The following is a 22,428-nucleotide window of genomic DNA, read 5'->3' as shown; positions in this document are numbered from 1 at the left end:
GTAGTCAAAGATGATCGAACCAGGCATTTACAAAGAGGTGATGGGCTCGTTTCCCTCGGGCGTCACCGTGATCACCTGCCTCGACGAGGACGGCGGCATAGTCGGCATCACCGCCAGCGCCTTCAGCGCCCTGTCGATCGACCCGGCGCTGGTGCTGTTCTGCCCCAACTACGCCTCCGATTCCTACCCGGTGCTGCGCGCCAACAAGCGCTTCGCCATCCACCTGCTGTCCGCCGAGCAGCAGGCCGAGGCCTATGCCTTCGCCGGCAAAGGCAAGGACAAGGCCAAGGGCATCGACTGGCAGCTCAGCGCGCTGGGCAACCCGCTGCTGAGCAAGGCCACCGCAATCATCGAGTGCGAGCTGTGGCGCGAATATGAAGGCGGCGACCACGCCATCATGGTCGGCGCGGTGCAGAACCTGATCATCCCCGAGGTCGAGCTGACCCCGATGGTCTATCACCGCGGCAAGCTGGGCGCCCTGCCCGCCATCGCCTGAACGCCATCACCTGACAGTTTTTTTGGGTCGTCTGCCTCCACGTATTGCGCAGGCGACCCTTTTTTATTCCCGGAGCCGACATGACCCCAGCAGCCGCACACCTGTTCCGCCAGCAGGCCTTCATCGACGGTCAATGGTGTGATGCCCAGGACGGCACACACCAGCAAATCCACAACCCGGCCAACGGCGCGGTGATCGGCCAGGTGCCGAACATGGGCAGCGCCGAAGCCCAGCGCGCCATCGCCGCCGCCAATGCCGCCTGGCCCGCCTGGCGCGCGCGCACCGCCAAGGAACGCAGCAGCATCCTCAAGCGCTGGCACGCGCTGATGCTGGAGCATGCCGATGCCCTGGCCGAGATCCTCACCTTGGAGCAAGGCAAGCCGCTGGCCGAAGCCAAGGGCGAGATTCTCTACGCCGCCAGCTTCATCGAGTGGTTCGCCGAGGAGGCCAAGCGCATCTACGGCGACACCATTCCCAGCCACAAGGGCGATGCACGCATCGTCGTGAGCAAGGAACCGATCGGCGTCGTCGCGGCCATCACCCCGTGGAACTTCCCGGCCGCGATGATCACCCGCAAGGCCGGCCCGGCGCTGGCCGCCGGCTGCCCGTGCATCGTCAAGCCGGCCCCGGAAACCCCGTTCTCCGCCCTGGCCATGGCCGCCCTGGCCGAGCAGGCCGGCATCCCGGCCGGCATCTTCAACGTGATCACCGGCGACGCGGTGGCCATCGGCGCCGAGCTGACCGGCAGCCCGGCGGTGCGCAAGCTGTCGTTCACCGGCTCCACGGCCATCGGCAAGCTGCTCATGGCCCAGTGCGCCGACACCCTGAAGAAGGTCTCGCTGGAGCTGGGCGGCAACGCGCCGTTCATCGTCTTCGACGACGCCGACCTGGAGCGCGCGGTCGAGGGCGCGCTGATCGCCAAGTTCCGCAACGCCGGGCAGACCTGCGTGTGCGTCAACCGCTTCCTGGTGCAGGATGGCATCTACGAGGCGTTCGTCGCGCGCCTGGCCGAGCGCGTCCGCGAGTTCAAGGTCGGCGACGGTTTCGAGTCCGGCGTCACCCAGGGCCCGCTGATCAACGAGCGCGCCGTGGCCAAGGTCGAGGACCATGTGCAGGACGCCCTCGGCAAGGGCGCGCGCCTGCTCTGTGGCGGCGAACGCCACGCGCTGGGCAACGGTTTCTTCCAGCCGACCGTGCTCGCCGACCTGAGCCTGGAGATGAAGGTCGCCCGCGAGGAAACCTTCGGCCCGCTGGCCGCGGTATTCCGCTTCGGCAGTGAAGCCGAAGCCGTGCACCTGGCCAACGACACCGAGTACGGCCTGGCCGCCTACTGCTACACCCGCGACCTGGGCCGCGCCTGGCGCATGAGCGAGGCGCTGGAATATGGCATGGTCGGCATCAACGAGGGGCTGATCTCCACCGAGGTCGCGCCTTTCGGCGGCGTCAAAGCCTCCGGTCTGGGCCGCGAAGGCTCCAAGTACGGCATCGAGGACTACCTCGAGATCAAATACACCCTGATGGGCGGCCTGTGACGGCCCGCCCCCGAAGGAGCGCAACATGAGCAACGACAAGTACGAGAAGGGCCTGGCGATCCGCACCCAGGTGCTGGGCGAGGCCTACGTCAACAAGTCGATCGACAACGCCGACGACTTCAACCGCCCCCTGCAGGAACTGGTCACCGAGTACTGCTGGGGCCACGTCTGGGGCCGCGAGGGCTTATCCCTGGCCGAACGCAGCATGATAAACTTGGCGATGATTTCGGCACTCAATCGCCCGCACGAGCTGAAGCTGCATATCCGTGGAGCCCTGCGCAACGGCCTCAGCCGTGAGCAGATCCGCGAGATCCTGCTACAGGTCGGCATATACTGCGGCGTACCTGCAGCCGTGGACAGTTTCCGCATCGCCCGCGAAGCCTTTGCCGAGGCCGATGCTGAAAGCCAATCGTAACAACTGGCTTGAAGGAAGCATCCGGAGCACCCTCGATCCAGCGATCTGGGTGCTTTTTGCTTTTTAAGGACAGTCTCAACCAGAGCGGAACCCATGAAACGCTTGCCTCTCGACGATAGCTTCAAGGTCAATCGCAACCCCGTTACCCTGCGCGAAATCGTGCTGGAAAAACTGCGCAGCGCCATCATGAACTTCCAGCTGCTGCCCGGCGACCGCCTGGTCGAGCGCGACCTGTGCGACCGCCTCGGCGTCAGCCGCACCTCGGTACGCGAGGCCCTGCGCCACCTCGAATCCGAAGGTCTGGTGGAGTTCGCCGACGCCAAGGGCCCGCGCGTGGCGATCATCACCCTGGAGGACGCCCGCGACATCTACGAGCTGCGCTGCGTGCTCGAGGGCCTGATCGTCCAGCTGTTCACCCTCAATGCCAAGGCCAAGGACATCCGCGCCCTGGAGCGCGCCCTGGAGGCCAACCGTAAGGTCCTCGAGGAAGGCGAACTGCAGCAGGTGCTGGAGTCGGTGCAGGGCTTCTACGACGTGCTGCTGGAGGGCTCCGGCAACCACATCGCGGCGACCCAGCTGCGCCAGCTGCAGGCGCGCATCAGCTACCTGCGCGCCACCTCGGTGTCGCAGGCCAACCGCCGCGGCAGCAGCAACCAGGAGATGGAACGCATCGTCGAGGCGATCAAGAGCGGCGACCCGCTGGCCGCGCACCAGGCCTCGGTGGACCACGTGCGCGCCGCCGCCAAGGTGGCCCTGGACTACCTCAAGTCCAAGCAGGAAGAACCGGCCAAGGTACGTGACATCGCCGCGCCGATCGCCCTCAAAGACCCGCGCATAGGACGCTGAGCCCATGCCCACTCCGCGCTTCTGCCCCGGCTGCGGCGCCGACCGCCTGAGCCGGCGGCAGCCGCCAGGCGACACCCATGAGCGCCTGATGTGCGCGGGCTGCGGCTATATCCACTACGAGAATCCGAAGATCATCGCCGGCTGCATCATCGAGCAGGACGGCAAGTACCTGCTGTGCCAGCGTGCCATCGCCCCGCGCCCCGGCACCTGGACCCTGCCGGCCGGCTTCATGGAAAGCGGCGAGACCACCGAGGAGGCGGCCCTGCGCGAGGTCTGGGAGGAAAGCGGCGTACGCGCCGAGATCCTCTGCCCCTATTCGATCTTCAGCGTGCCGAAGATCAGCGAGGTGTACATCATCTTCCGCGCCGTGGCGCTGGAAGTGACCGGCCAGTTCGGCCCCGAGACCCTCGACTACCGCTTCTTCGCCCCGGAAGAGATCCCCTGGGAGAGCATCTACTACCCGGCGATCCGGCAGATTCTCGAGCGTTATATCGAGGAGCGCCAGGCCGGGGTCTACGGCATCTACGTCGGCAACGACGACACCGGCAAAGTGCACTTTATCCGCTAAAGCGAGCCACCCAGCCCACCAGCCTCACGTCGGCTCAGGGCGCAACGCCCTCGACTATGATCACCTCGGCAAGGGCCGCACCCTGGCGCTGGCTGCAGGCGTCCTGGTACTCGGCCGAACGGTAGCAGGCCAACGCCTGCTCGTAGGTCGCGAACTCGATCACCACGCTGCGCTGCGGCGTCGCCCGCCCCTCCAGCGCCTCGGAGCGCCCGCCCCGGGCCAGGATCCGGCCGCCGTGCTGGGCGATCGCCGCCGGTGCCCGGCGGGTGTATTCGCTGTACTGCGCGGGGTCGGTCACATCGACATGGGCAATCCAGTACGCCTTCATCTTTACCTCGGGTGTTCGTCAGAATTTCGTAATATGGTATACCATACAGCCGATCGAACAACCGTCACCCATCGCAAACCGTGAGAACACTGGCATGGCATTCAACAGCATCGAAGAAATCATCGAGGACTACCGCCAGGGCAAGATGGTCCTGCTGGTGGACGACGAGGACCGCGAGAACGAGGGCGACCTGCTGCTGGCGGCGGAAATGTGTACGCCGGCGGCGATCAACTTCATGGCCCGCGAGGCGCGCGGCCTGATCTGCCTGACCCTAACCGACGAGCACTGCCAGCGCCTCGGCCTGGAGCAGATGGTGCCGGCCAACGGCAGTGCCTTCTCCACCGCCTTCACCATTTCCATCGAGGCCGCCACCGGCGTCACCACCGGCATCTCCGCCGCCGACCGCGCGCGCACCGTGCTGGCCGCCGTGGCGCCGGACGCCAAGGCCGAAGACCTGGTGCAACCCGGGCACATCTTCCCCCTGCGCGCCCGCGACGGCGGCGTGCTCAACCGCGCCGGGCACACCGAGGCCGGCTGCGACCTGGCGCGCCTGGCCGGCTTCAGCCCGGCGTCGGTGATCGTCGAGGTGATGAACGAGGACGGCAGCATGGCCCGTCGTCCCGACCTGGAGAAGTTCGCCGCCCAGCACGGCATCAAGATCGGCACCATCGCCGACCTGATCCACTACCGCCTGAGCACCGAGCACACGGTGACCCGGATCGGCGAGCGCGAGCTGCCCACCGTGCACGGCGACTTCCGCCTGATCACCTACGAGGACCGCATCGAAGGCGGCGTGCACATGGCCATGGTGATGGGCGAGATCCGGCGCGAGGAGCCCACCCTGGTGCGCGTGCACGTGATCGACCCGCTGCGCGACCTGGTCGGCGCCGAGTACACCGGCCCGCAGAACTGGACACTGTGGGCGGCGCTGCAGAAGGTCGCCGAGGAAGGCCGCGGCGTGGTGGTGGTGCTGGCCAACAACGAGTCGTCCCAGGCCCTGCTGGAACGCGTGCCGCAACTGACCCAGCCGCGCCAGCAGTTCAACCGCTCGCAGTCGCGCATCTATTCGGAAGTCGGCACCGGCGCGCAGATCCTCCAGGACATCGGCGTCGGCAAGCTGCGCCACCTCGGCGCGCCGTTGAAGTACGCCGGCCTGACCGGCTACGACCTGGAAGTGGTGGAAACCCTGACGTTCGGCGGCTGACGCACCGCGGCAGTCGACTCCCAGCCGGCGCACCACCGCGCCGGCCAACACCCGCAGCCCCTTGCGCCTGCCGCCCAGGCCAAGGGGCTGTGTGTTTCCGGCCCCGATGCAAGCGCCTGGCGTCGACCCCACTCCCGCCCCCAGCCAACCGGCCCTGGCCGAGCCGATCGGCAGCGGACGACCGTTCGCCGCCGGCCACAAATAATTCTTGCGAACACCGTATTACGGTATACCATCATTCAAATCGAATCGCCGGAACAAGCCGGCGGTGCCAGCCCCACCATGGCTGCCGGTCGCAGCCACGCTCTGCCGAGGTACTCGAGATGATCGACGCAACTGCCTACAAACACGTCATGGGCTCCTTCCCCTCCGGCGTCACCGTGATCACCACCCTGGACGAAAACGGCGGCATCGTCGGCCTCACCGCCAGCGCCTTCAGCTCCCTGTCCATGGACCCGGCCCTGGTGCTGTTCTGCCCCAACTACAGCTCCGACTCCTACCCGGCGCTGATCAAGAGCCGGCGCTTCGCCATCCACCTGCTGTCCGCCGAGCAGCAGGGCGAGGCCTACGCCTTCGCCCGCAAGGGCAGCGACAAGGCCAACGGCATCGAGTGGAGCCTCAGCGAACTGGGCAATCCGATCCTGCGCAACGCCACCGCGATCATCGAGTGCGAGCTGTGGCGCGAGTACGAGGGCGGCGACCACGCCATCCTGGTCGGCGCGGTGAAGAACCTGATCGTGCCGGAGCAGGCGGTCGCGCCCATGGTCTACTGCCGCGGCAAGATGGGCGCCCTGCCCGCCTTTGCCTGAGCTATCCCCCCGATAGCCGCCCGGGGCCGGAGCGAGCCGGCCCCGGGCGCGACACACCTCAGGTCTTGAAGCGCCGGATCAACGCGCTCAGTTCCTCGGACAGGCCCGCCAGGGTCTTGGCATCCACGCTGGTGGTTCCCGCCAGGTCCGCCACCAGGCGGGCATCGGCGTGGATCTGGCTGATGTGCCGGTTGATGTCCTCGGCCACCTGATGCTGCTCCTCGGCGGCCGTGGCGATCTGGGTGTTCATGTCGCGAATCACATCCACCGCATCGCGAATCCGCTCGAAACTGGCACTCGCCTGGCTGATCGAGGCCACCGTCAGCTGCGACACCTCGAGGCTGCCCTGCATCTGCGTGCCCATCTGCTGGGTGCGCCGCGCCAGGCCACCGAGCAGGCCATCGATCTCCTCGGTGGAGTCGGCAGTGCGCTTGGCCAGGGCGCGAACCTCATCGGCGACCACCGCGAAACCGCGGCCCTGCTCGCCGGCGCGGGCAGCTTCGATGGCCGCATTGAGCGCCAGCAGGTTGGTCTGCTCGGCGATCGAGCGGATGGTGCCGAGAATCGACTGGATATCCTGGCTGTCCTGCTCCAGTTGGCGCATGGCGCCGGCCGACTGCTGAATCTCGCCGCTCAGACGGTTGACCCGCTCGACCGCCTCGTCGATCTGCCGCTGCCCGGCATGGGCCTGACGCTGTCCGCTGTCGGCGGACTCGGCGGCCTGGGTGCAGGAACGCGCGACCTCATTGGCGGTCATGACCATCTCATGGAAGGCGGTGGACACCATGTCCACCGCCTCACGCTGGCGCGCCGCCACCTCGGCCATCTCCCCGGCCACCTCGCTGGAGCTGCCGGAACTGCTGTGAATCTGCCCCGCCGCCTGGCCGATGCGCTGGATCAGCTGGCGGATGCTGCCGAGGAACTGGTTGAACCAGCCGGCCAGCTGCGCGGTTTCATCCGCACCGCGCACCGCCAGGCTGCCGGTCAGGTCGCCGTCGCCCTGGGCGATGCCCTCCAGGCCACCCGCCACCGAGCGGATCGGCCGCACGATCAGACCGGCGAACCAGGCGCCGACGAAGGCGAACAGCACGGCCAGGGCCAGGGCGATGGCGGCGATCAGCCAGGCCAGGCGAGTGGCGGAACCGAATACCTCGTCCTGGCGAATCAGGCCAACGAAGCGCCAGCCCAGCTGTTCGGACGGCCACACATTGGCCATATAGCGCTGGCCATCGATCTGCACTTCCACCAGGCCCTGCTCGGCCCGGGCCAGCTCGCTGTAGCCGCCACCCAGGTCCGCGAGGCGCTTGAAGTTGTGCGCCGGCTCGCTCGGGTCCACCAGCACGGTACCGTTGTCTTCCATCAGCAGCAGATAGCCACTGTCACCCAGCTTGATCTGCTTGACCAGATCGGTCAGCTGCTTGAGCGACACATCGATATTCACCACCCCACCCGGGCTGCCCAGCCGATTGGCGAAGCTGCGCACCGTGCTGACCAGCACCACATCGTCCGCCGCCCAGTAGTAGGCCGCGGTGCGCCGGGTCTTGCCCGGCTCGGCCATGGCGGCCTGGTACCAGGGGCGCGTGCGCGGGTCGTAGTTGCTCAGGTTCGGATCGCCCGGCCAGAACACATAGCCGCCCTCGCGGGTGCCCAGGGACAGGTAGGCGTAGGCCGGATGACTGGCGGCCAGGGCGGCGAACAGCTCGAATACCCGCTGGTCCTGCGCGCCCATCTCGACCCGCGCGGCGTCGGCGGCGAGATAGCGCTTGAGGTCGCCGTCGATCGCCGTGAGCTGCGGCTGACTGGCGAGAAAATCGACGTTCTGGCGGATGCTCTCGAAGAACAGCTGCATGGCATTGTCGACCTGGCGGATCTCCCGGGCGCTGCTGTCGAGGAACGCCGTGCGTGCTTCACTGCGCAGATTCAGGATGATCAGCAGCGCGACCAGGATGACCGGCACGCAGGCAATCACCGCGAACGCCAGGGTTAACTTCTGCTTGATGTTCATCCTCTCTCCTTGGGTACGGTGCGTTGGGCAGAAAAATTTTGTGGATACTGCGTATTATGGTATACCAACACACAACGTTCCGCTCAGCCATTTACTGGCCGTCTACCCGACGCAGCGGAATCAACCGCGATGCAGCGCCGCGCGCTCTTCACCCTTTCGGCCGACCACCGGGCTACGGCCGCTCAGCAACAGGTTCGAGGTAAATGCCATGAAGTTTTCTTTGTTCGTGCATATGGAGCGCTACGACGAGCAAGTCAGCCATCGTCAACTGTTCGAGAATCTCACCGAGTTGACCCTGATGGCCGAGGCCGGCGGCTTCAGCACCGTCTGGATCGGCGAGCACCACGCGATGGAATACACCATCTCGCCGAGCCCGATGCCGCTGCTGTCCTACCTGGCAGGCAAGACCACGACCATTCGCCTGGGCGCCGGCACCATCATCGCGCCGTTCTGGCACCCCATCCGCGTGGCCGGCGAGTGCGCCCTGCTCGACGTGATCAGCAACGGTCGCATGGAAGTGGGCCTGGCCCGCGGCGCCTACCAGTACGAATTCGACCGCATGGCCGGTGGCATGCCGGCCTCCTCGGGTGGCCAGCACCTGCGCGAGATGGTCCCGGTGGTCAAGGCCCTGTGGCAGGGCGACTACGCCCACGACGGCGAGCTCTGGAAGTTCCCCAGCTCCACCTCCTCGCCCAAGCCGGTGCAGCAGCCCGGCCCGCCCGTGTGGATCGCCGCCCGCGACCCCGACTCGCATAACTTCGCGGTGAAGAACGGCTGCAACGTGATGGTCACCCCGCTGATGAAGGGCGACGAGGAAGTGGTCGACCTGATGAACAAGTTCGAGACCGCCCTGGCCAACAACCCCGAGGTGCCACGCCCGCAACTGATGGTGCTGCGCCATACCCACGTGCACAGCAGCGACGACCCCGAGGGCTGGATGGTCGGCGCCAAGGCCATCTCGCGCTTCTACCGCACCTTCGACGCCTGGTTCGGCAACAAGCAGACCCCGGTCAACGGCCTGCTGCCGCCGAGCCCGGAGGAGAAGTTCAAGGAACGCCCGGAGTTCGAACTGGAGAACATCCACAAGAACACCATGATCGGCACCCCCGAGCAGATCATCGCCCGCATCCGCCACTACCAGGAGCTTGGCGTCGACGAGTTCAGCTTCTGGGCCGACAACGGCCTGTCCCACGAGGAAAAGAAGAAGTCCCTGGAGCTGTTCATCAAGCACGTGGTGCCGGCGTTCCGCTGAGCCCCACCTGAGCCACACAGCAAAGCCGGATCAGCAATGATCCGGCTTTTTTCGTTCAGCCGCGAAGATGCGCATCCGCGGCACGACGCTAATAACCAGATCGTATAAATGTGCGGCCGGTCTAGGCATGTATCACGGCATACTGGTATACCGAATCCCACAATTAGATCGCGATCGATCACTGGATGGATTCGCCGCACGAGTGGGGGTTGGTTATGGGGTTGGCAAGACCGGTTTTCGTCCTGTTGGGCGCCTTGTGGATGGGCTGCCAAGTCGCTGAGGCGCAAGAGAGCCTGACCTTCGTCAGTTGGGGCGGTTCGACCCAGTCCGCCCAACAAAAAGCCTGGGCGGAGCCCTTCACCCGGGCGACCGGCATCGCCGTGAAACAGGCCGGCCCCACCGACTACGCCGCGTTCAAGGCCATGGTCGAGAGCGGCGAGGTGACCTGGGACGTGGTCGACGTCGAGCCCGACTTCGCCCTGCGTGCCGGCCGCGAAGGCCTGCTCGAACCCATGGACTTCAAGCTGATCGCCCAGCCGCAGATCGACCCGCGCTTCGTCACCCTCTACGCCGTGGGTTCCTTCTACTTCTCCTTCGTCCTCGGTTACAACAGCGAGCGCCTGCCCGCTCAACCGCGGAACTGGGCGGCGCTGTTCGACACCGACAACTTCCCCGGCAAGCGCGCGCTGTACAAATGGCCGAGCCCCGGCGTGCTGGAGATGGCCTTGCTGGCCGACGGCGTCGATCCACAACGCCTCTACCCGCTGGACCTGGATCGCGCCTTCGCCAAGCTCGAGCAGATCAAGGCGGACATTCTCTGGTGGGACGGCGGCGAGGAGTCCCAGCGCCTGTTGACCTCGGGCGAGGCCAGCCTGGGCATGTTCTGGAACGGCCGGGTCAATGCCCTGCAGCAAAGCGGGGCGCCGGTGGGGATCGGCTGGCAGCAGAACCTGGTCAGCGGCGACTTCCTGGTGATCCCGCGCGGCAGCAAGAACGCCGCAGCGGCCAAGCGCTTCCTCGGTTTCGCCAGCAGTCCCCAAGCCCAGGCCGACTTCGCCATCCTCAGTGGCTATGCCCCGGTCAACCTGGAGAGCCAGGGCAAGGTGCCGGCGGTGCTGGCGGACAACCTGCCCAGCGCCCACAGCGACAGCCAGGTGACCCTGGATTTCAAATACTGGAGCAAGCACGGCGAGGCCATCGCCGAGCGCTGGCAGGCCTGGCAGCGGCAGTAAGGCGGCTGAACGCCGACGTCGCGGCCAGGCGGGCTCGGTTCAGGCACAAAAAAAAGGCGGCCCCAACCGGCGGGACCGCCCTCAATCATGGAGTTGCGTACATCGCGTGGCCGCGATGACGAGCGGCCACGGCTATTGGATTACCTTTCCAGGATCGCGGTCACACCCTGGCCGCCCGCCGCGCAAATCGAGATCAGACCGCGCCCCTGCCCGGCCACCGCCAGCAGCTTGGCCAGGTTGGCGACGATGCGCCCGCCGGTGGCAGCGAACGGGTGGCCGGCGGCCAGGGAACTGCCCTTGACGTTCATCCGCTGGCGGTCGATGGCGCCCAGCGGTTGCGCCAGGCCCAGGCGGCGCTTGCAGTAGTCGGCGTCCTCCCAGGCCCTGAGGGTGCACAACACCTGGGCGGCGAAGGCTTCGTGGATCTCGTAGTAGTCGAAGTCCTGCAGGCGCAGGCCGTTGCGTGCCAGCAACCGCGGCACGGCGTACACCGGAGCCATCAACAGGCCCTCCTGGCCGCCGACGAAATCCACCGCCGCCGCCTCGCCGTCCTTGAAATAGGCCAGCACCGGCAGGCCGCGGGCCTTGGCCCAGTCCTCGCTGGCCAGCAGCACCAGCGAGGCGCCGTCGGTCAGCGGGGTCGAATTGGCCGCGGTCAGGGTGCCGTTCAGCCCGCGGTCGAACACCGGCGAAAGGTCGGCGAGCCGGTCGAGGTCGATGTCCGGGCGCAGGTTCTGGTCGCGGGTCAGGCCGCGGAAGGGGGTGAGCAGGTCGTCCTGCCAGCCCTCGGCATAGGCCGCGGCGAGATTCTGATGACTGGCCACGGCCAGGCGATCCTGCTCGTCGCGCGGGATGCCCCAGGTCTGCGCCATCCGCTCGCAGTGCTCGCCCATGGACAGCCCGGTACGCGGCTCGCTATTGCGCGGCAGGGACGGCGCCAGGTGGCGCGGACGCAGCTTGAGCAGGCTCTTGAGCTTGTCGACGGTGCGCCTGCCGCGATTGGCCTCCAGGAGAATCTTGCGCAGGCCCTCGCTGACCGCGATCGGCGCGTCGGAGGTGGTGTCGACGCCACCGGCGATGCCGCAGTCGATCTGCCCGAGGGCGATCTTGTTGGCCACCAGCAGCGCCGCCTCCAGGCCGGTGCCGCAGGCCTGCTGCAGGTCGTAGGCCGGCGTCTCGGGCGCCAGGCGCGAGCCCAGCACGCACTCGCGGGTCAGGTTGAAGTCGCGCGCATGCTTGAGCACCGCCCCGGCCACCACCTCGCCGAGACGCTCGCCGTGCAGGTTGAAGCGCTCCACCAGACCGTCCAGGGCACTGCCGAGCATGTCCTGGTTGCTTGCCGTGGCATAGGCGCCGTTGGCGCGGGCGAAGGGAATGCGGTTGCCACCGACGATGGCGACGCGGCGCAGCGAATTCATGGCGGGTTCCTCGGGGTGCGGCACTGGCATGAGGCTCAGGCTAGTCCATGGGCGCCCGCTCGGGCGCTGGCCGGCACTCCGACCCCATGAAACAATGCGCCCTCAGCCGATCACTCACGCCGGAGCCCCATGGACCTCGCCGAACTCACCGCCCGCCTGCACGCCATCCGCGACCGCAACGACTGGCGCCAATTCCACAGCCCGAAGAACCTGGCCATGGCTGCCAGCGTGGAGATGGCCGAGCTGGTGGAGATCTTCCAGTGGCTCAGCGAGGAACAGTCGCGCCAGCTCGCTCCCGAGCAGCTGGCGCACGCCGGCCAGGAAGTCGGCGATATCGTGCTCTACCTGTTGCTGCTGTGCAGCGAGCTGGGCATCGACCTGGAGCAGGCGGTGCGCGCCAAGCTGGCCGACAGCGAACGGCGTTTCGCCCGATGAAGGACCGTCATTTCGACGAGCTGGCCACCCGTTTCGCCGAGAAGATCTACGGCGGCGCCAAGGGCGCGATCCGCCTGGCGGTGCTCCAGGCCGACCTGGCCGAGGCGCTGCCCGACCGGCCGCTGCGGGTGCTCGACATCGGCGCCGGCCTCGGCCACATGGCCCTGTGGCTGGCCGGCCGTGGCCACCTGGTGACCCTCGCCGAACCCGCCGCGCCGATGCTCGAGGGCGCTCGCGCGCGCTTCGCCGGCGCTGGCCAACCGGCCACCTTCATCCAGGCCCCCTGGCAGGACCTGCTCGGCCAGCTCAACCAGCCCTACGACCTGGTGGTCTGCCATGCGGTGCTGGAATGGTTGGCCGAACCCCAGGCCATCCTGCCGGTGCTGCACCAGCTCACGGCGCCGGGCGGCTGGCTGTCGCTGGCCTTCTACAACAAGGATGCGCTGATCTACCGCAACCTGCTCAAGGGCCACTTCCGCAAGCTGCGCAAGGCCGAGTTCGCCGGCGAGAAAAGCAGCCTGACGCCGCAACGGCCATTGGACCCGCGCGAGCTGGCGGTGCAACTCGACGAGTACTGGCGGGTCGAAAGCCAGAGTGGCGTGCGGGTTTTCCACGACTACATGAGCCAGGAGTTCCAGGCCAAGGCCGAACCGATCGACCTGCTGGAAATGGAGCTGGCCTACCGCCGCCACCCGAGCTTCGCCGGCCTGGGCCGCTATCTGCACTGGATCTGCCGGCCGCGCTGACCCGGAGGGAAGATGACCCGCTTTGCCCTGTTGTTGCTGTGCCTGTCCCTGGCCGCCTGCCAGGGCCCCAACCCCTATACCGCGCAATCCATGCCCCTGCCGCCGGCACCGGCCCAGGCGGCCACCCAGCTGGATCGCAGCGCCTACCCGGCGGCACCGCGTGATTACAGGCGCTACCGCAACTGGACCTGGCACAACGATCAGCCGCCGGCCGGCAGCGCCTGGGCCAGCGCCGAGCTGGTGCAGGAGGCCCTGAGCAACGCCCTCGATCAGCGCGGCCTGCGCCCGGCCCAGGGCGGGGCAGTGGCCGACCTCGGGGTGCGCAGCGAGCTGCGCCTGGAGCGGCGCATCCGCCAGGTGGTCGATCACTATGACGGCTATCACGATCGCGGCTACTACGCCGACTACCCGGGCTACTGGGGCCGCATTCCGGTGGAGCGCGCCTACGAGGTGGAGGTCCTGGTGGTCAGCATCGAGCTGTTCGACCGCCGTGACGGCCAGCCGGTCTGGCAAGGCCTCGCCGAGCTGCCCAGCGGCGGCAGCCAGGCCGAGCGCGCCGACGCCCTGCGCGCCGCCTGCAAGCGTGCCCTGCAAGACTATCCACCGGCCTGAGCCAACCCGAGCAACGCCGCGCGGGCTCGTCCCGGACCGCGGCGATGAGGAGACCCGAGCATGCGCCTGCCCCTGCTACTGATCGCCACCCTGCTGCTGACGACGGCTTGCCAGACCACCCGCCTCAGCCGCGACTTCGACCCGCAGCGCGACTTCGCCCGCTACCAGAGCTGGAGCTGGCAGGAGCCGGCCGTGCAGTACAGGCCCGACGACCCCAGGCTCAACAGCGGCCTGACCGAGCAGCGCCTGCGCGCGGCCATCACCGAGCAGCTGGAACAACGCGGACTGCGCGCCGCGCCGCCCGGCACCAGTGGCGACCTGCGGGTGCAGGCCTGGCTGATCGTCGACGAGCGCCAGCAGCAGGTCAGCACCAGCTACGGCGGCGGTTGGAGCGGACATTGGGGCGGCGTCTGGGGCGGCCCGGCCTATGTCGAGACGCGCACCCTCGACTATCAGGTCGGCACCCTGCAGATCGACCTGTTCGACGGCCAAGACAACCAGCTGGTGTGGCGCGGCAGCGCGGCGCAAAGCCTGCGCGGCGACTACCGCGACCCGCGCGAGCGCGACACGGCGATTCGCCAGACGGTGGCCAAGGTGCTCGGCCAGTATCCGCCGCACTAGCCCAAGTTGTGCCACGCGTGCGGCGCTGCTATCAGTAAACCCTTCATTGCACCGGCCAGCAGGAGCCTCCATGAATCACCCCGCCCGACCCAGCCACCGCCCCGCCAGCCCCGCCGATCTGGCGAGCGTGGTCGAGTTCCCGCAGAACGCCCAGGAGCTGTTCTTCAGCTACCCCAGGGCCAGCTGGCCGCTGAGCGTCGCGCAGCTGGCGACGGCCATGGCCGAGCGCAGCAACAGCACGGTGGCGCTGCTGGACGGCCGGGTCGCCGGCTTCGCCAATTTCTACCAGGCGCAGCCGAACGAGTTCTGCGCCCTCGGCAACCTGATGATCGCCCCCTGGGCCCGCGGCCAGGGCGTCGCCCACTACCTGATCGGCGAGATGGAGCGCCAGGCCCTAGAGGACTTCAATGCCGCCTGCATGCGCGCGTCCTGCCACAACGACAACGCCGCCGGCCTGCTGCTCTACGCCCGCCTCGGTTACCGCGCCCGCGACATCGTCGAACGCCAGGATTTTGCGGGCCGCCGGGTGGCCCTGGTGCAGATGGAGAAAAGCCTCGGCTAAGCAGGACGCCGGCGTAGTGCTGGCCATTGCGCGCATGGCGCTCCGTGCAGGCTCGTCGGCTTGCAACTGACCATCACCGGCATCCGGCCGATCCACCACGACCAGTCCCAATCGCGCCGGCCCTGCGGGTGCGGCGCAGGCCCCGCTGTGGTAGGGTATGCGCCCTTTTTGGCCCGCCGGGAACGTAGCCTGGCCAATCGCGCGGCTCCGAGCGTCACGCCAGCCGCCGATGCGCGCCTATGTTGTTCGTCCCCGCGCGCCGGGTGCGCGCCTGGTTCGGCCCGCACTCATGCCCGAGCCGGGCGCTGCCCCCTGATACCTTCTGTCGCTCACCCGCTCCACCCGCTGCCTGTTCACGCCGGCGGAGCACAGCCCTTGGAACAGCCGATGCTGCACAGCCTGAAACAAACCTGGTTATTCAACATCCGCGGCGACGTGCTCGCCGGCCTGGTGGTCGCCCTGGCGCTGATCCCCGAGGCCATCGCCTTCTCGATCATCGCCGGGGTCGATCCCAAGGTCGGCCTCTACGCCTCCTTCTGCATCGCCGTGGTGATCGCCTTCGTCGGCGGCCGTCCGGGGATGATCAGCGCCGCCACCGGGGCCATGGCCCTGGTCATGGTGACCCTGGTCAAGGACCACGGCCTGCAGTACCTGCTGGCCGCGACCCTGCTCACCGGGGTGCTGCAGATCGGCGCCGGTTACCTCAAGCTCGGCAGCCTGATGCGCTTCGTCTCGCGCTCGGTGGTCACCGGCTTCGTCAACGCCCTGGCGATTCTGATCTTTATGGCCCAATTACCCGAGCTCACGGATGTGACTTGGCATGTGTACGCCATGACCGCCGCCGGCCTGGGCATCATCTACCTGTTCCCCTACGTGCCCAAGGTCGGCAAGGTGATTCCCTCGCCGCTGGTGTGCATCCTGTCGATGACCGCCGTGGCCATGCTCATGGGCCTGGACATCCGCACCGTCGGCGACATGGGCGAGCTGCCGGACACCCTGCCGGTCTTCCTCTGGCCCGAGGTGCCGCTGACCTTCGAGACCCTGGCGATCATCTTCCCCTACGCCGCCGCCCTGGCCGTGGTCGGCCTGCTGGAGTCGATGATGACCGCCACCATCATCGACGACCTGACCGACACCGGCAGCGACAAGAACCGCGAGTGCAAGGGCCAGGGCGTGGCCAACATCGCCAGCGGCCTGCTCGGCGGCATGGCCGGCTGCGCGATGATCGGCCAGTCGGTGATCAACGTGAAATCCGGCGGTCGCGGACGCCTGTCGACCCTGGTGGCCGGTGCGGTGCTGCTGCTGATGGTGGTGTTCCTCTCCGACTGGGTCAGCCAGATCCCCATGGCCGCCCTGGTGGCGGTGATGATCATGGTGTCGATCGGCACCTTCAGCTGGGACTCGATCCGCAACCTCAAGAGCTTCCCGCTGTCGACCAACCTGGTGATGCTGGCCACCGTGGCGGTCACCGTCTACACCCACAACCTGGCCTACGGCGTGTTCGTCGGCGTGCTGCTGGCGGCGCTGTTCTTCGCCAACAAGATCGGCCACTTCCTGTATATCGACTCCGAAATCGACGCGAACGGCAAGCAGCGCAGCTACAAGGTGGTCGGCCAGGTGTTCTTCGCCTCCGCCGACAAGTTCGGCAACGCCTTTGACTTCAAGGAAGCCCTTGATAAGGTCAGCATCGACCTGTCGCGCGCGCACTTCTGGGACATCACCGCGGTCGCCGCGCTGGACAAGGTGGTGCTCAAGCTGCGCCGCGAAGGCACCGAAGTCGAGGTGCTCGGCCTCAATCAGGCCAGCGCCACCATCGTCGACCGCTTCGGCGTGCACGACAAGCCCGACGCCGTCGACAACCTGATGGGCCACTAAGGAGCAACAGCATGAGCCACGTAATGGCATGTATCGACGGTTCGCCGGCCGCCCCCGCAGTGTGCGACTACGCCGCCTGGGCCAGCCAGCGCCTGCAGGCGCCGCTGAGCTTCCTCCACGTGCTGGACCAGGTGCAGTACCCGCAGCGCCAGGACCTGTCCGGCGCCATCGGCCTGGGCAGCCGCGAACACCTGCTCGAGGAGCTGGCCGAACTGGACGAGAAGCGCAGCAAGCTGGCCCTGGAGCAGGGCCACCTGATGCTCGAGGCGGCCAAGGCCCGCGCCACCGCCGCCGGTATCGGCGACATCCAGTTGCGCCAGCGCCACGGCGACCTGGTCGACAGCCTCGGCGAGCTGCAGCAGGACATCCGCCTGCTGGTGATCGGCCGCCAGGGCGAGGCCAGCGCCAGCCAGACCGAACAGGTCGGCAGCCACCTGGAGAACGCCATCCGCACCCTGCAGCGGCCGATCCTGGTCAGCTGCGGTGAATTCCAGGCGCCCCGGAGCTACCTGTTCGCCTTCGACGGCAGCGCCACCGCGCGCAAGGGCATCGAGCTGATCGCCGCCAGCCCGCTGCTCAAGGGCCTGCCCTGCCACCTGGTGATGGTCGGCGCCGACACCGTTGAGGCCAGGGAACAGCTCAAGGCCGCCGAGCGCGCCTTGCAGGGCTCGGCCGCCGAGGTGCACCTGGCGATCCGTGCCGGCGAAGTCGAACCGACCCTGCACGCCTACCAAGCCGAGCATGGCATCGACCTGCTGGTGATGGGCGCCTACGGCCACTCGCGGATCCGCCAGTTCCTGGTCGGCAGCACCACCAGCCACCTGCTGCGCTCCAGCAATGGCCCGCTGCTGATCCTGCGCTAGGTCCCGCCCCTCCTCTATCGCCTCGGCCAGGCCGAACCACCCGGGTTCGGCCGCAGGACCGCCAAAAGGCCGTTCGACACTGCTGCCGCCACAGAAGCGCTATGCTCTAACTCGGCTGCTCTAGTGATCTCCTGCAATGACCTATAGCGAATTACCCCATGAGCCTGCCGCTTTCGCCCTCTGGCGCCAAGCACAGGACATACGCGCACGCTCCTTCCTCGCCGGCTTCTATTACCTGGTGGCCTGGTTGCTGGTGTGGCTGTTGAGCAACCAGCCGAGCGAGCAATGGCCCCTCGGCCTGGCCGGCATCGCCTACTTCGGCCTGCTGCTGCTCCTGCGCCTGGGCCATCGCCTGCCGGCGCAGAACGCCCAGCACCTGCTGCAGCGCTGGCTCAGTCGACACTGGGCGCTGATCCTGCTGAGCGCCCTGGGCTGGGGCCTGGCGCTGGGCTGGACGCTGTACAGCGCGGCGTTCGAGGGTTCGCGGGTCGTCGCGATGATGGCCACCATCGCCTTCAGCACCGCCAGCGTGTACCACCTGGCCATGCGCAAACACCTGTCCCTGCTGCTCCTGCCGCTGTTCTACCTGCCCGGCCTGCTGGTCCTGGCCCTGGACTGGCAGGCGCAACGGGGCCATTTCATCGCCCTGATCGTCTACCTCAGCTACCTGGTAATGGCCCTCAGCCGCAACCGTCAGGTCTATCACAACCATCTGAACCTGGAGCTCAAGCTGCTCGAGCAGCAACGCGACCTCGAAGAGCTCAGCCGCACCGACAGCCTGACCCAGCTGGGCAATCGCTATCAGTTCAACAGCCTGTTCCCGGTGATGGTGGCCAACGCCCACCGCCAGGGCGAGCCGCTGTCCCTGGTGCTGCTGGACATCGACTTCTTCAAGCGGATCAACGACGAGCACGGCCATGCCTGCGGCGACGCCTGCCTCAGCGCCTTCGCCGAGCGCATGCGCCAGGTGTTCCGGCGTGACAGCGACGCCCTGCTGCGCCTGGGCGGCGAGGAATTCGGCGTGCTGATGCCCAACACCCCGCTCGGCCAGGCCCAGCACCTGGCGGAGAGCTTTCGCCAGGAGTTGGAAGATAAGGGTTTCGACGTTCAGGGCAACACCCTGCCGCTGACCGCCAGCCTCGGTGTCGGCTGCTTCGCGCCGGAGCGCGACGCCAGCGCCGAGGCCTTCTTCAAGCGCGTCGACGACGCCCTCTACCTGGCCAAGGACGCCGGGCGCAACCGCCTGGCCCTGGCCTGAGCGAAGACAGGCCAGGCAGCCGATAGCGGGCTAGAGGCGGAAGCTGCCCATCTGCTTGGCCAGGTCCTCGGCCAGGGCGCTGAGGCTGCGGCAATCCTCGCGGCAGCCCAACACCTCGCCGGCGGTGGCGTGGGCCAGGTCGGCGATGCCCTGGACGTTGCGATTGATCTCCTCGGTGACCGACGACTGCTCCTCGGTGGCCGCGGCCACCTGGGTGTTCATGTCGCTGATCTTCTCCACCTGCTCGGTGATCGCGCCGAGCGACTGGCCGGTGCGCTGGCTGGCCTGCACGCCGGTGCCGGTGGCGGCCTGCCCGGCGTGCATCGAGCTGACCGCGGTGTCGGCGCCCTGCTTGAGGCGCTGGATCATGTCCTGGATCTCGTCGGTGGAGCTCTGGGTGCGGCTGGCCAGGGTACGCACCTCGTCGGCGACCACGGCGAAGCCACGGCCCATCTCGCCGGCGCGCGCCGCCTCGATGGCGGCGTTGAGCGCCAGCAGGTTGGTCTGCTCGGAGATGCCGCGAATGACCGCCAGCACCTGGTCGATCGACGCCACCTGGTTGGCCAGTTCGCCGACCGCCTCGGCCGCACCGCCGATCTCGCTGGACATTTTCTCGATATGGGTGATCGACTCGCCGACCACCTGGCGCGCCTGCTGCGCCTCGTCGCGGGCGCTGTGGGAGGCCTGCGCGGCGCTGCTGGCATTGCGCGCGATCTCCTGCACGGTGAGGCCCATCTCATGCACCGCGGTGGCCACCATGTCGGTCATTTCCTGCTGGCGGCCGGCACGGTCGGCGGTGTTCTCCACCACCTGGGCGACTTGGCCGACCGCGCTGCGCAGGCGCTCGCTGGTGGTCAGCACGTCGCCGATCAGGCTGCGTTGGCTGCCGATGAAGCGGTTGAAGCCACGGGCCAGGTCGCCCAGCTCGTCGGCCCGCGACTCGTCCAGGCGGCGGGTCAGGTCGCCGCCGCCGCCACCGATCTCCACCAGGGCGGCGGTGACCTGGCGAATCGGCCGCACCAGGCCCCGGGCCAGCAACACCACCAGGCCGAGGAACAGCAGGGCCACGGCTATGCCGATCAAACTGCTGGTCCACAGGGCCTGGCGCGCCTCGGCGTAGATTTCCGCCTCGGGAATCTCGCTGACCAGCAACCAGTCCAGGGCCTGCAAGGGCTGGGCGATGGCCAGGTAGGCTTCACCATCACGCTGGAAGCGCAGGGCCTCGCGACGCTTGCCGAGCAGGCCGCCAGCCGCCTCGGCGCCGACCAGTTGCGCCAGTTCGCGGCTGTCGTTGAGCTCCGACTGCGGGTGCACCTTGACCCGTCCATCGGCGCTGACCAGGTAGACCCGCCCGGCCTCGCCGAAGCGGAAGTCGCGGATCATCTCCGACATGGCGCTGAGGCTGAAGCCGAGGCCGGCCACCCCCAGGGTCTTGCCGCCGACCGCGACCCGCTGGTTGATGAACAGGGTCGGTTGGCGGGTGCTCTGGTCGATGTCGATATCCAGCGAGCGCTCCTTGCCGCTGTCGACGAAGCCGTAGAACCAGCCGTTGTCCGCCGGGCCGCGGGTCAGGGTGCGCTTGAGCCCCTGGCCGGTGAAGTAGTTGCCGCTGTCCAGGGCCACGATAAAGGTCACCAGGGCCTTCTGCTGCGCCTGCACGCCGGCCAGGTAGCGGGCGAAGGCGTCGCGCTGGGCGGAATCCTCGCCGCTGCCCAGCCAGTCCGCCACCAGGCTGTTCTGGGCGATGCCGCGCGCCGCGGTGAGGGGTTCGGCCAGGACCCGCTCGAGGTCGTTGCGAATGGCCAGGATGCTCGCCGGCAGCGCCTCCTCGACCAGGTAGCGCTCGGCCAGGCGATTGACCACCGCCGTGTAGATGCCCACCACGATGAGGATGCTGGCGAGCAGGGCCGCACCCATGCTGAGGATCAACTGCCACTGAATGCTGCGTTGCCAGAGGCGCATGGAAGGTCTCCCGTTGTTATTGTCGATTGACGGCTACTTTGGATACAGCATTGTGCACAAATAGCCGCCTGATGACAGCCTTGCCGGGTTATCGACTACCGAGAAACAGAGTTGAGCGCAGCGCGACCCGGGCCGACGCACGGTTGCCGAGCGCGGCCGCTACGAAACACCGGCCGGCCTGGCCGAGGGCAATCGGGCGTCGTGAATGGAACACCGGGCCCGCGCCCGGCGCCCTAAGCTTGTGCCGTGTCGTGCCGGCAAGGCGTCTCCCCACCACCGCATGCGCCGGCAGGCACCCACAGACAGGCAGCGTCAGGAGACAGCATGGCCCTCTCAGCACACCCGGCCTTCACCGCCGGCGCCAAGGCAGTCGCCCCGCTGCTTCCCGGGCTGATTCCGTTCGGCATGATCGCCGGCATCGCCGCCATCGACGCCGGACTGTCGCCCAGCGCCGCCCTGGCCATGTCGTTCGTGATCTTCGCCGGGACGGCGCAACTGGTGGCCGCGCAACTGATGGACCTCGGCACCCTGCCGCTGGTGATCATCCTCACGGCGCTGGTCATCAACGCGCGCTTCACCATGTACAGCGCCTCGATCGCCCCGCACTTCCAGGGCCTGAGCGGGCGCTGGCGCTGGCCCCTGGCCTACCTGCTCACCGATCAGGCCTATGCGCTGAGCATCACCCGCTACACCCTCGAGCCGAAGGCCCCGGCCAAGCACCTCTATTACCTGGGCGCGGGGCTGCCGCTGTGGCTGGTCTGGGTGGCCTCCTGCGCCGCCGGCATCTTTCTCGGCGCCGGGGTGCCGGCGAGCTGGTCCCTGGAGTTCACCATTCCGCTGTCCTTCCTGGTGCTGCTGATCCCCTCGATTGTCGACCGCGCGACCCTGGCCGCGGCCCTGACCGGCGGCGTGGTCGCGGTGCTGGCCGCGCGCCTGCCGTACAACCTGGGGCTGTTTCTGGCGGCGGCCAGCGGTATCACCGCCGGCCTGCTGGTGGAACAGCTGCAGCCACCCGCCCCGCCGCCCATCGACACCCGACCGCCCGCGAAGGACGCCCCATGACCAGCAACACCACGGCCTGGCTGATCATTCTCACCATCGGCGTCGGCACCTACGCCCTGCGCCTGTCGTTCATCGAGATGCTCGGCCGCCGCAGCCCACCGCCCTACCTGCAGCGCGCCCTGCGTTTCGTCCCGGCCGCGGTGATGGCGGCCCTGGTGCTGCCGGCCCTGGTCAACGTCGACGGCGCCGTCGACCTGTCCCTGGGCAATGAGCGCCTGCTGGCCGGCGCCCTGGCGGCATTCGTCGCCTGGCGCACCCGTCAGGTGCTGCTGACCCTGGCGGTGGGCATGGCGGCGCTCTGGCTGCTCCAGGCCTATGCCTGAGCCG

23 protein-coding genes and 2 pseudogenes are annotated in these 22,428 nt (G+C 67.9%); 19 read left to right on the top strand and 6 right to left on the bottom strand.

The annotated features are described in order from the left end of the window. Positions 1-10 precede the first annotated feature (10 nt). The 5 genes from LPB260_RS23345 (at position 11) to LPB260_RS23325 (ending at position 3,857) form a co-directional block, all read left to right on the top strand. Entirely contained in the window at positions 11-496 is a 486-nt protein-coding gene (locus LPB260_RS23345) for a flavin reductase family protein (RefSeq protein WP_208708238.1), read from the top strand. A gap of 80 nt (positions 497-576) precedes the next feature. Then, positions 577-2,028, top strand: a complete 1,452-nt coding sequence (locus LPB260_RS23340) for an NAD-dependent succinate-semialdehyde dehydrogenase (RefSeq protein WP_208708237.1) — start codon at positions 577-579, stop codon at positions 2,026-2,028. 25 nt (positions 2,029-2,053) lie between these two features. Beyond that, positions 2,054-2,443 (top strand): carboxymuconolactone decarboxylase family protein, encoded by a 390-nt coding sequence (locus LPB260_RS23335; protein WP_208708236.1) that lies wholly within the window; start codon positions 2,054-2,056, stop codon positions 2,441-2,443. A 93-nt stretch (positions 2,444-2,536) separates the two neighbouring features. Continuing rightward, complete coding sequence (locus tag LPB260_RS23330; RefSeq protein ID WP_208708235.1) at positions 2,537-3,289, top strand: GntR family transcriptional regulator; 753 nt, start codon at positions 2,537-2,539, stop codon at positions 3,287-3,289. 4 nt (positions 3,290-3,293) lie between these two features. After that, the gene (locus tag LPB260_RS23325) at positions 3,294-3,857 is read left to right on the top strand and encodes an NUDIX hydrolase (protein WP_208708234.1); all 564 of its coding nucleotides are present in this window, start codon (positions 3,294-3,296) and stop codon (positions 3,855-3,857) included. Positions 3,858-3,891: 34 nt separating this feature from the next. Here LPB260_RS23325 and LPB260_RS23320 read toward each other — a convergent pair whose 3' ends face one another. Next, positions 3,892-4,185, bottom strand: coding sequence for a DUF1330 domain-containing protein (locus LPB260_RS23320; RefSeq protein WP_208708233.1), 294 nt, complete (start codon positions 4,183-4,185; stop codon positions 3,892-3,894). Between the two features lie 94 nt (positions 4,186-4,279). Here LPB260_RS23320 and ribBA point away from each other — a divergent pair, with 94 nt between their 5' ends. Beyond that, positions 4,280-5,389: a bifunctional 3,4-dihydroxy-2-butanone-4-phosphate synthase/GTP cyclohydrolase II gene (gene ribBA, locus LPB260_RS23315; protein WP_208708232.1), complete on the top strand. Its 1,110-nt coding sequence runs from the start codon at positions 4,280-4,282 to the stop codon at positions 5,387-5,389. Between the two features lie 323 nt (positions 5,390-5,712). Next, positions 5,713-6,198 carry a flavin reductase family protein gene (locus LPB260_RS23310; RefSeq protein ID WP_208708231.1) on the top strand — a complete coding sequence of 162 codons (486 nt, stop codon included), beginning with the start codon at positions 5,713-5,715 and terminating at the stop codon, positions 6,196-6,198. Positions 6,199-6,256: 58 nt separating this feature from the next. On the opposite strand, the gene LPB260_RS29510 is transcribed toward LPB260_RS23310, so the two are convergent. Beyond that, positions 6,257-6,985 (bottom strand): methyl-accepting chemotaxis protein, encoded by a 729-nt coding sequence (locus tag LPB260_RS29510; RefSeq protein ID WP_371926169.1) that lies wholly within the window; start codon positions 6,983-6,985, stop codon positions 6,257-6,259. 126 nt (positions 6,986-7,111) lie between these two features. Further along, positions 7,112-8,047, bottom strand: a pseudogene (locus LPB260_RS29505) (cache and HAMP domain-containing protein); the annotation flags it as partial. Positions 8,048-8,411: 364 nt separating this feature from the next. On the opposite strand from LPB260_RS29505, the gene LPB260_RS23300 reads away from it, so the two are divergent. After that, entirely contained in the window at positions 8,412-9,455 is a 1,044-nt protein-coding gene (locus LPB260_RS23300) for an LLM class flavin-dependent oxidoreductase (protein WP_208708229.1), read from the top strand. A 215-nt stretch (positions 9,456-9,670) separates the two neighbouring features. Next, a complete protein-coding gene (locus LPB260_RS23295) occupies positions 9,671-10,687 on the top strand; it encodes an ABC transporter substrate-binding protein (protein WP_208708228.1) in 1,017 nt (338 codons plus the stop codon). A gap of 140 nt (positions 10,688-10,827) precedes the next feature. Here the strand turns inward: LPB260_RS23295 and LPB260_RS23290 are convergent, their stop codons facing one another. Next, entirely contained in the window at positions 10,828-12,105 is a 1,278-nt protein-coding gene (locus LPB260_RS23290) for an acetyl-CoA C-acetyltransferase (RefSeq protein WP_208708227.1), read from the bottom strand. Between the two features lie 129 nt (positions 12,106-12,234). On the opposite strand from LPB260_RS23290, the gene LPB260_RS23285 reads away from it, so the two are divergent. The 8 genes from LPB260_RS23285 (at position 12,235) to LPB260_RS23250 (ending at position 19,077) form a co-directional block, all read left to right on the top strand. After that, on the top strand, positions 12,235-12,540 hold the full coding sequence (locus LPB260_RS23285; RefSeq protein ID WP_208708226.1) for a nucleotide pyrophosphohydrolase: 306 nt from the start codon (positions 12,235-12,237) through the stop codon (positions 12,538-12,540). Beyond that, positions 12,537-13,286: a methyltransferase domain-containing protein gene (locus tag LPB260_RS23280; RefSeq protein WP_208708225.1), complete on the top strand. Its 750-nt coding sequence runs from the start codon at positions 12,537-12,539 to the stop codon at positions 13,284-13,286. The genes LPB260_RS23285 and LPB260_RS23280 overlap by 4 nt, the downstream gene beginning before the upstream one ends. 12 nt (positions 13,287-13,298) lie before the next feature. Next, positions 13,299-13,898 carry a DUF4136 domain-containing protein gene (locus tag LPB260_RS23275; protein ID WP_208708224.1) on the top strand — a complete coding sequence of 200 codons (600 nt, stop codon included), beginning with the start codon at positions 13,299-13,301 and terminating at the stop codon, positions 13,896-13,898. Positions 13,899-13,958: 60 nt separating this feature from the next. Beyond that, positions 13,959-14,519 (top strand): DUF4136 domain-containing protein, encoded by a 561-nt coding sequence (locus tag LPB260_RS23270; protein ID WP_208708223.1) that lies wholly within the window; start codon positions 13,959-13,961, stop codon positions 14,517-14,519. 70 nt (positions 14,520-14,589) lie between these two features. Then, positions 14,590-15,081: a GNAT family N-acetyltransferase gene (locus LPB260_RS23265; protein ID WP_208708222.1), complete on the top strand. Its 492-nt coding sequence runs from the start codon at positions 14,590-14,592 to the stop codon at positions 15,079-15,081. A gap of 387 nt (positions 15,082-15,468) precedes the next feature. Continuing rightward, positions 15,469-16,956, top strand: coding sequence for a SulP family inorganic anion transporter (locus LPB260_RS23260; RefSeq protein ID WP_208710131.1), 1,488 nt, complete (start codon positions 15,469-15,471; stop codon positions 16,954-16,956). 11 nt (positions 16,957-16,967) lie between these two features. Then, a complete protein-coding gene (locus LPB260_RS23255; RefSeq protein ID WP_208708221.1) occupies positions 16,968-17,819 on the top strand; it encodes a universal stress protein in 852 nt (283 codons plus the stop codon). Between the two features lie 136 nt (positions 17,820-17,955). Next, positions 17,956-19,077, top strand: coding sequence for a GGDEF domain-containing protein (locus tag LPB260_RS23250; RefSeq protein WP_208708220.1), 1,122 nt, complete (start codon positions 17,956-17,958; stop codon positions 19,075-19,077). A 30-nt stretch (positions 19,078-19,107) separates the two neighbouring features. On the opposite strand, the gene LPB260_RS29500 is transcribed toward LPB260_RS23250, so the two are convergent. Then, positions 19,108-19,836: a methyl-accepting chemotaxis protein gene (locus LPB260_RS29500; RefSeq protein WP_371926167.1), complete on the bottom strand. Its 729-nt coding sequence runs from the start codon at positions 19,834-19,836 to the stop codon at positions 19,108-19,110. A 138-nt stretch (positions 19,837-19,974) separates the two neighbouring features. Then, a pseudogene (locus LPB260_RS29495) lies at positions 19,975-20,994 on the bottom strand (cache domain-containing protein); the annotation flags it as partial. Between the two features lie 369 nt (positions 20,995-21,363). Here LPB260_RS29495 and LPB260_RS23240 point away from each other — a divergent pair. Both LPB260_RS23240 and LPB260_RS23235 read left to right on the top strand, forming a co-directional pair. After that, entirely contained in the window at positions 21,364-22,101 is a 738-nt protein-coding gene (locus LPB260_RS23240) for an AzlC family ABC transporter permease (protein ID WP_208708218.1), read from the top strand. Continuing rightward, positions 22,098-22,424 carry an AzlD domain-containing protein gene (locus LPB260_RS23235; RefSeq protein ID WP_208708217.1) on the top strand — a complete coding sequence of 109 codons (327 nt, stop codon included), beginning with the start codon at positions 22,098-22,100 and terminating at the stop codon, positions 22,422-22,424. Before LPB260_RS23240 ends, LPB260_RS23235 begins: the two co-directional genes overlap by 4 nt. Positions 22,425-22,428: the final 4 nt, after the last annotated feature.

The organism is Pseudomonas sp. LPB0260, assembly GCF_013388395.1.
This window is presented reverse-complemented; position numbering and strand designations above follow the sequence as displayed.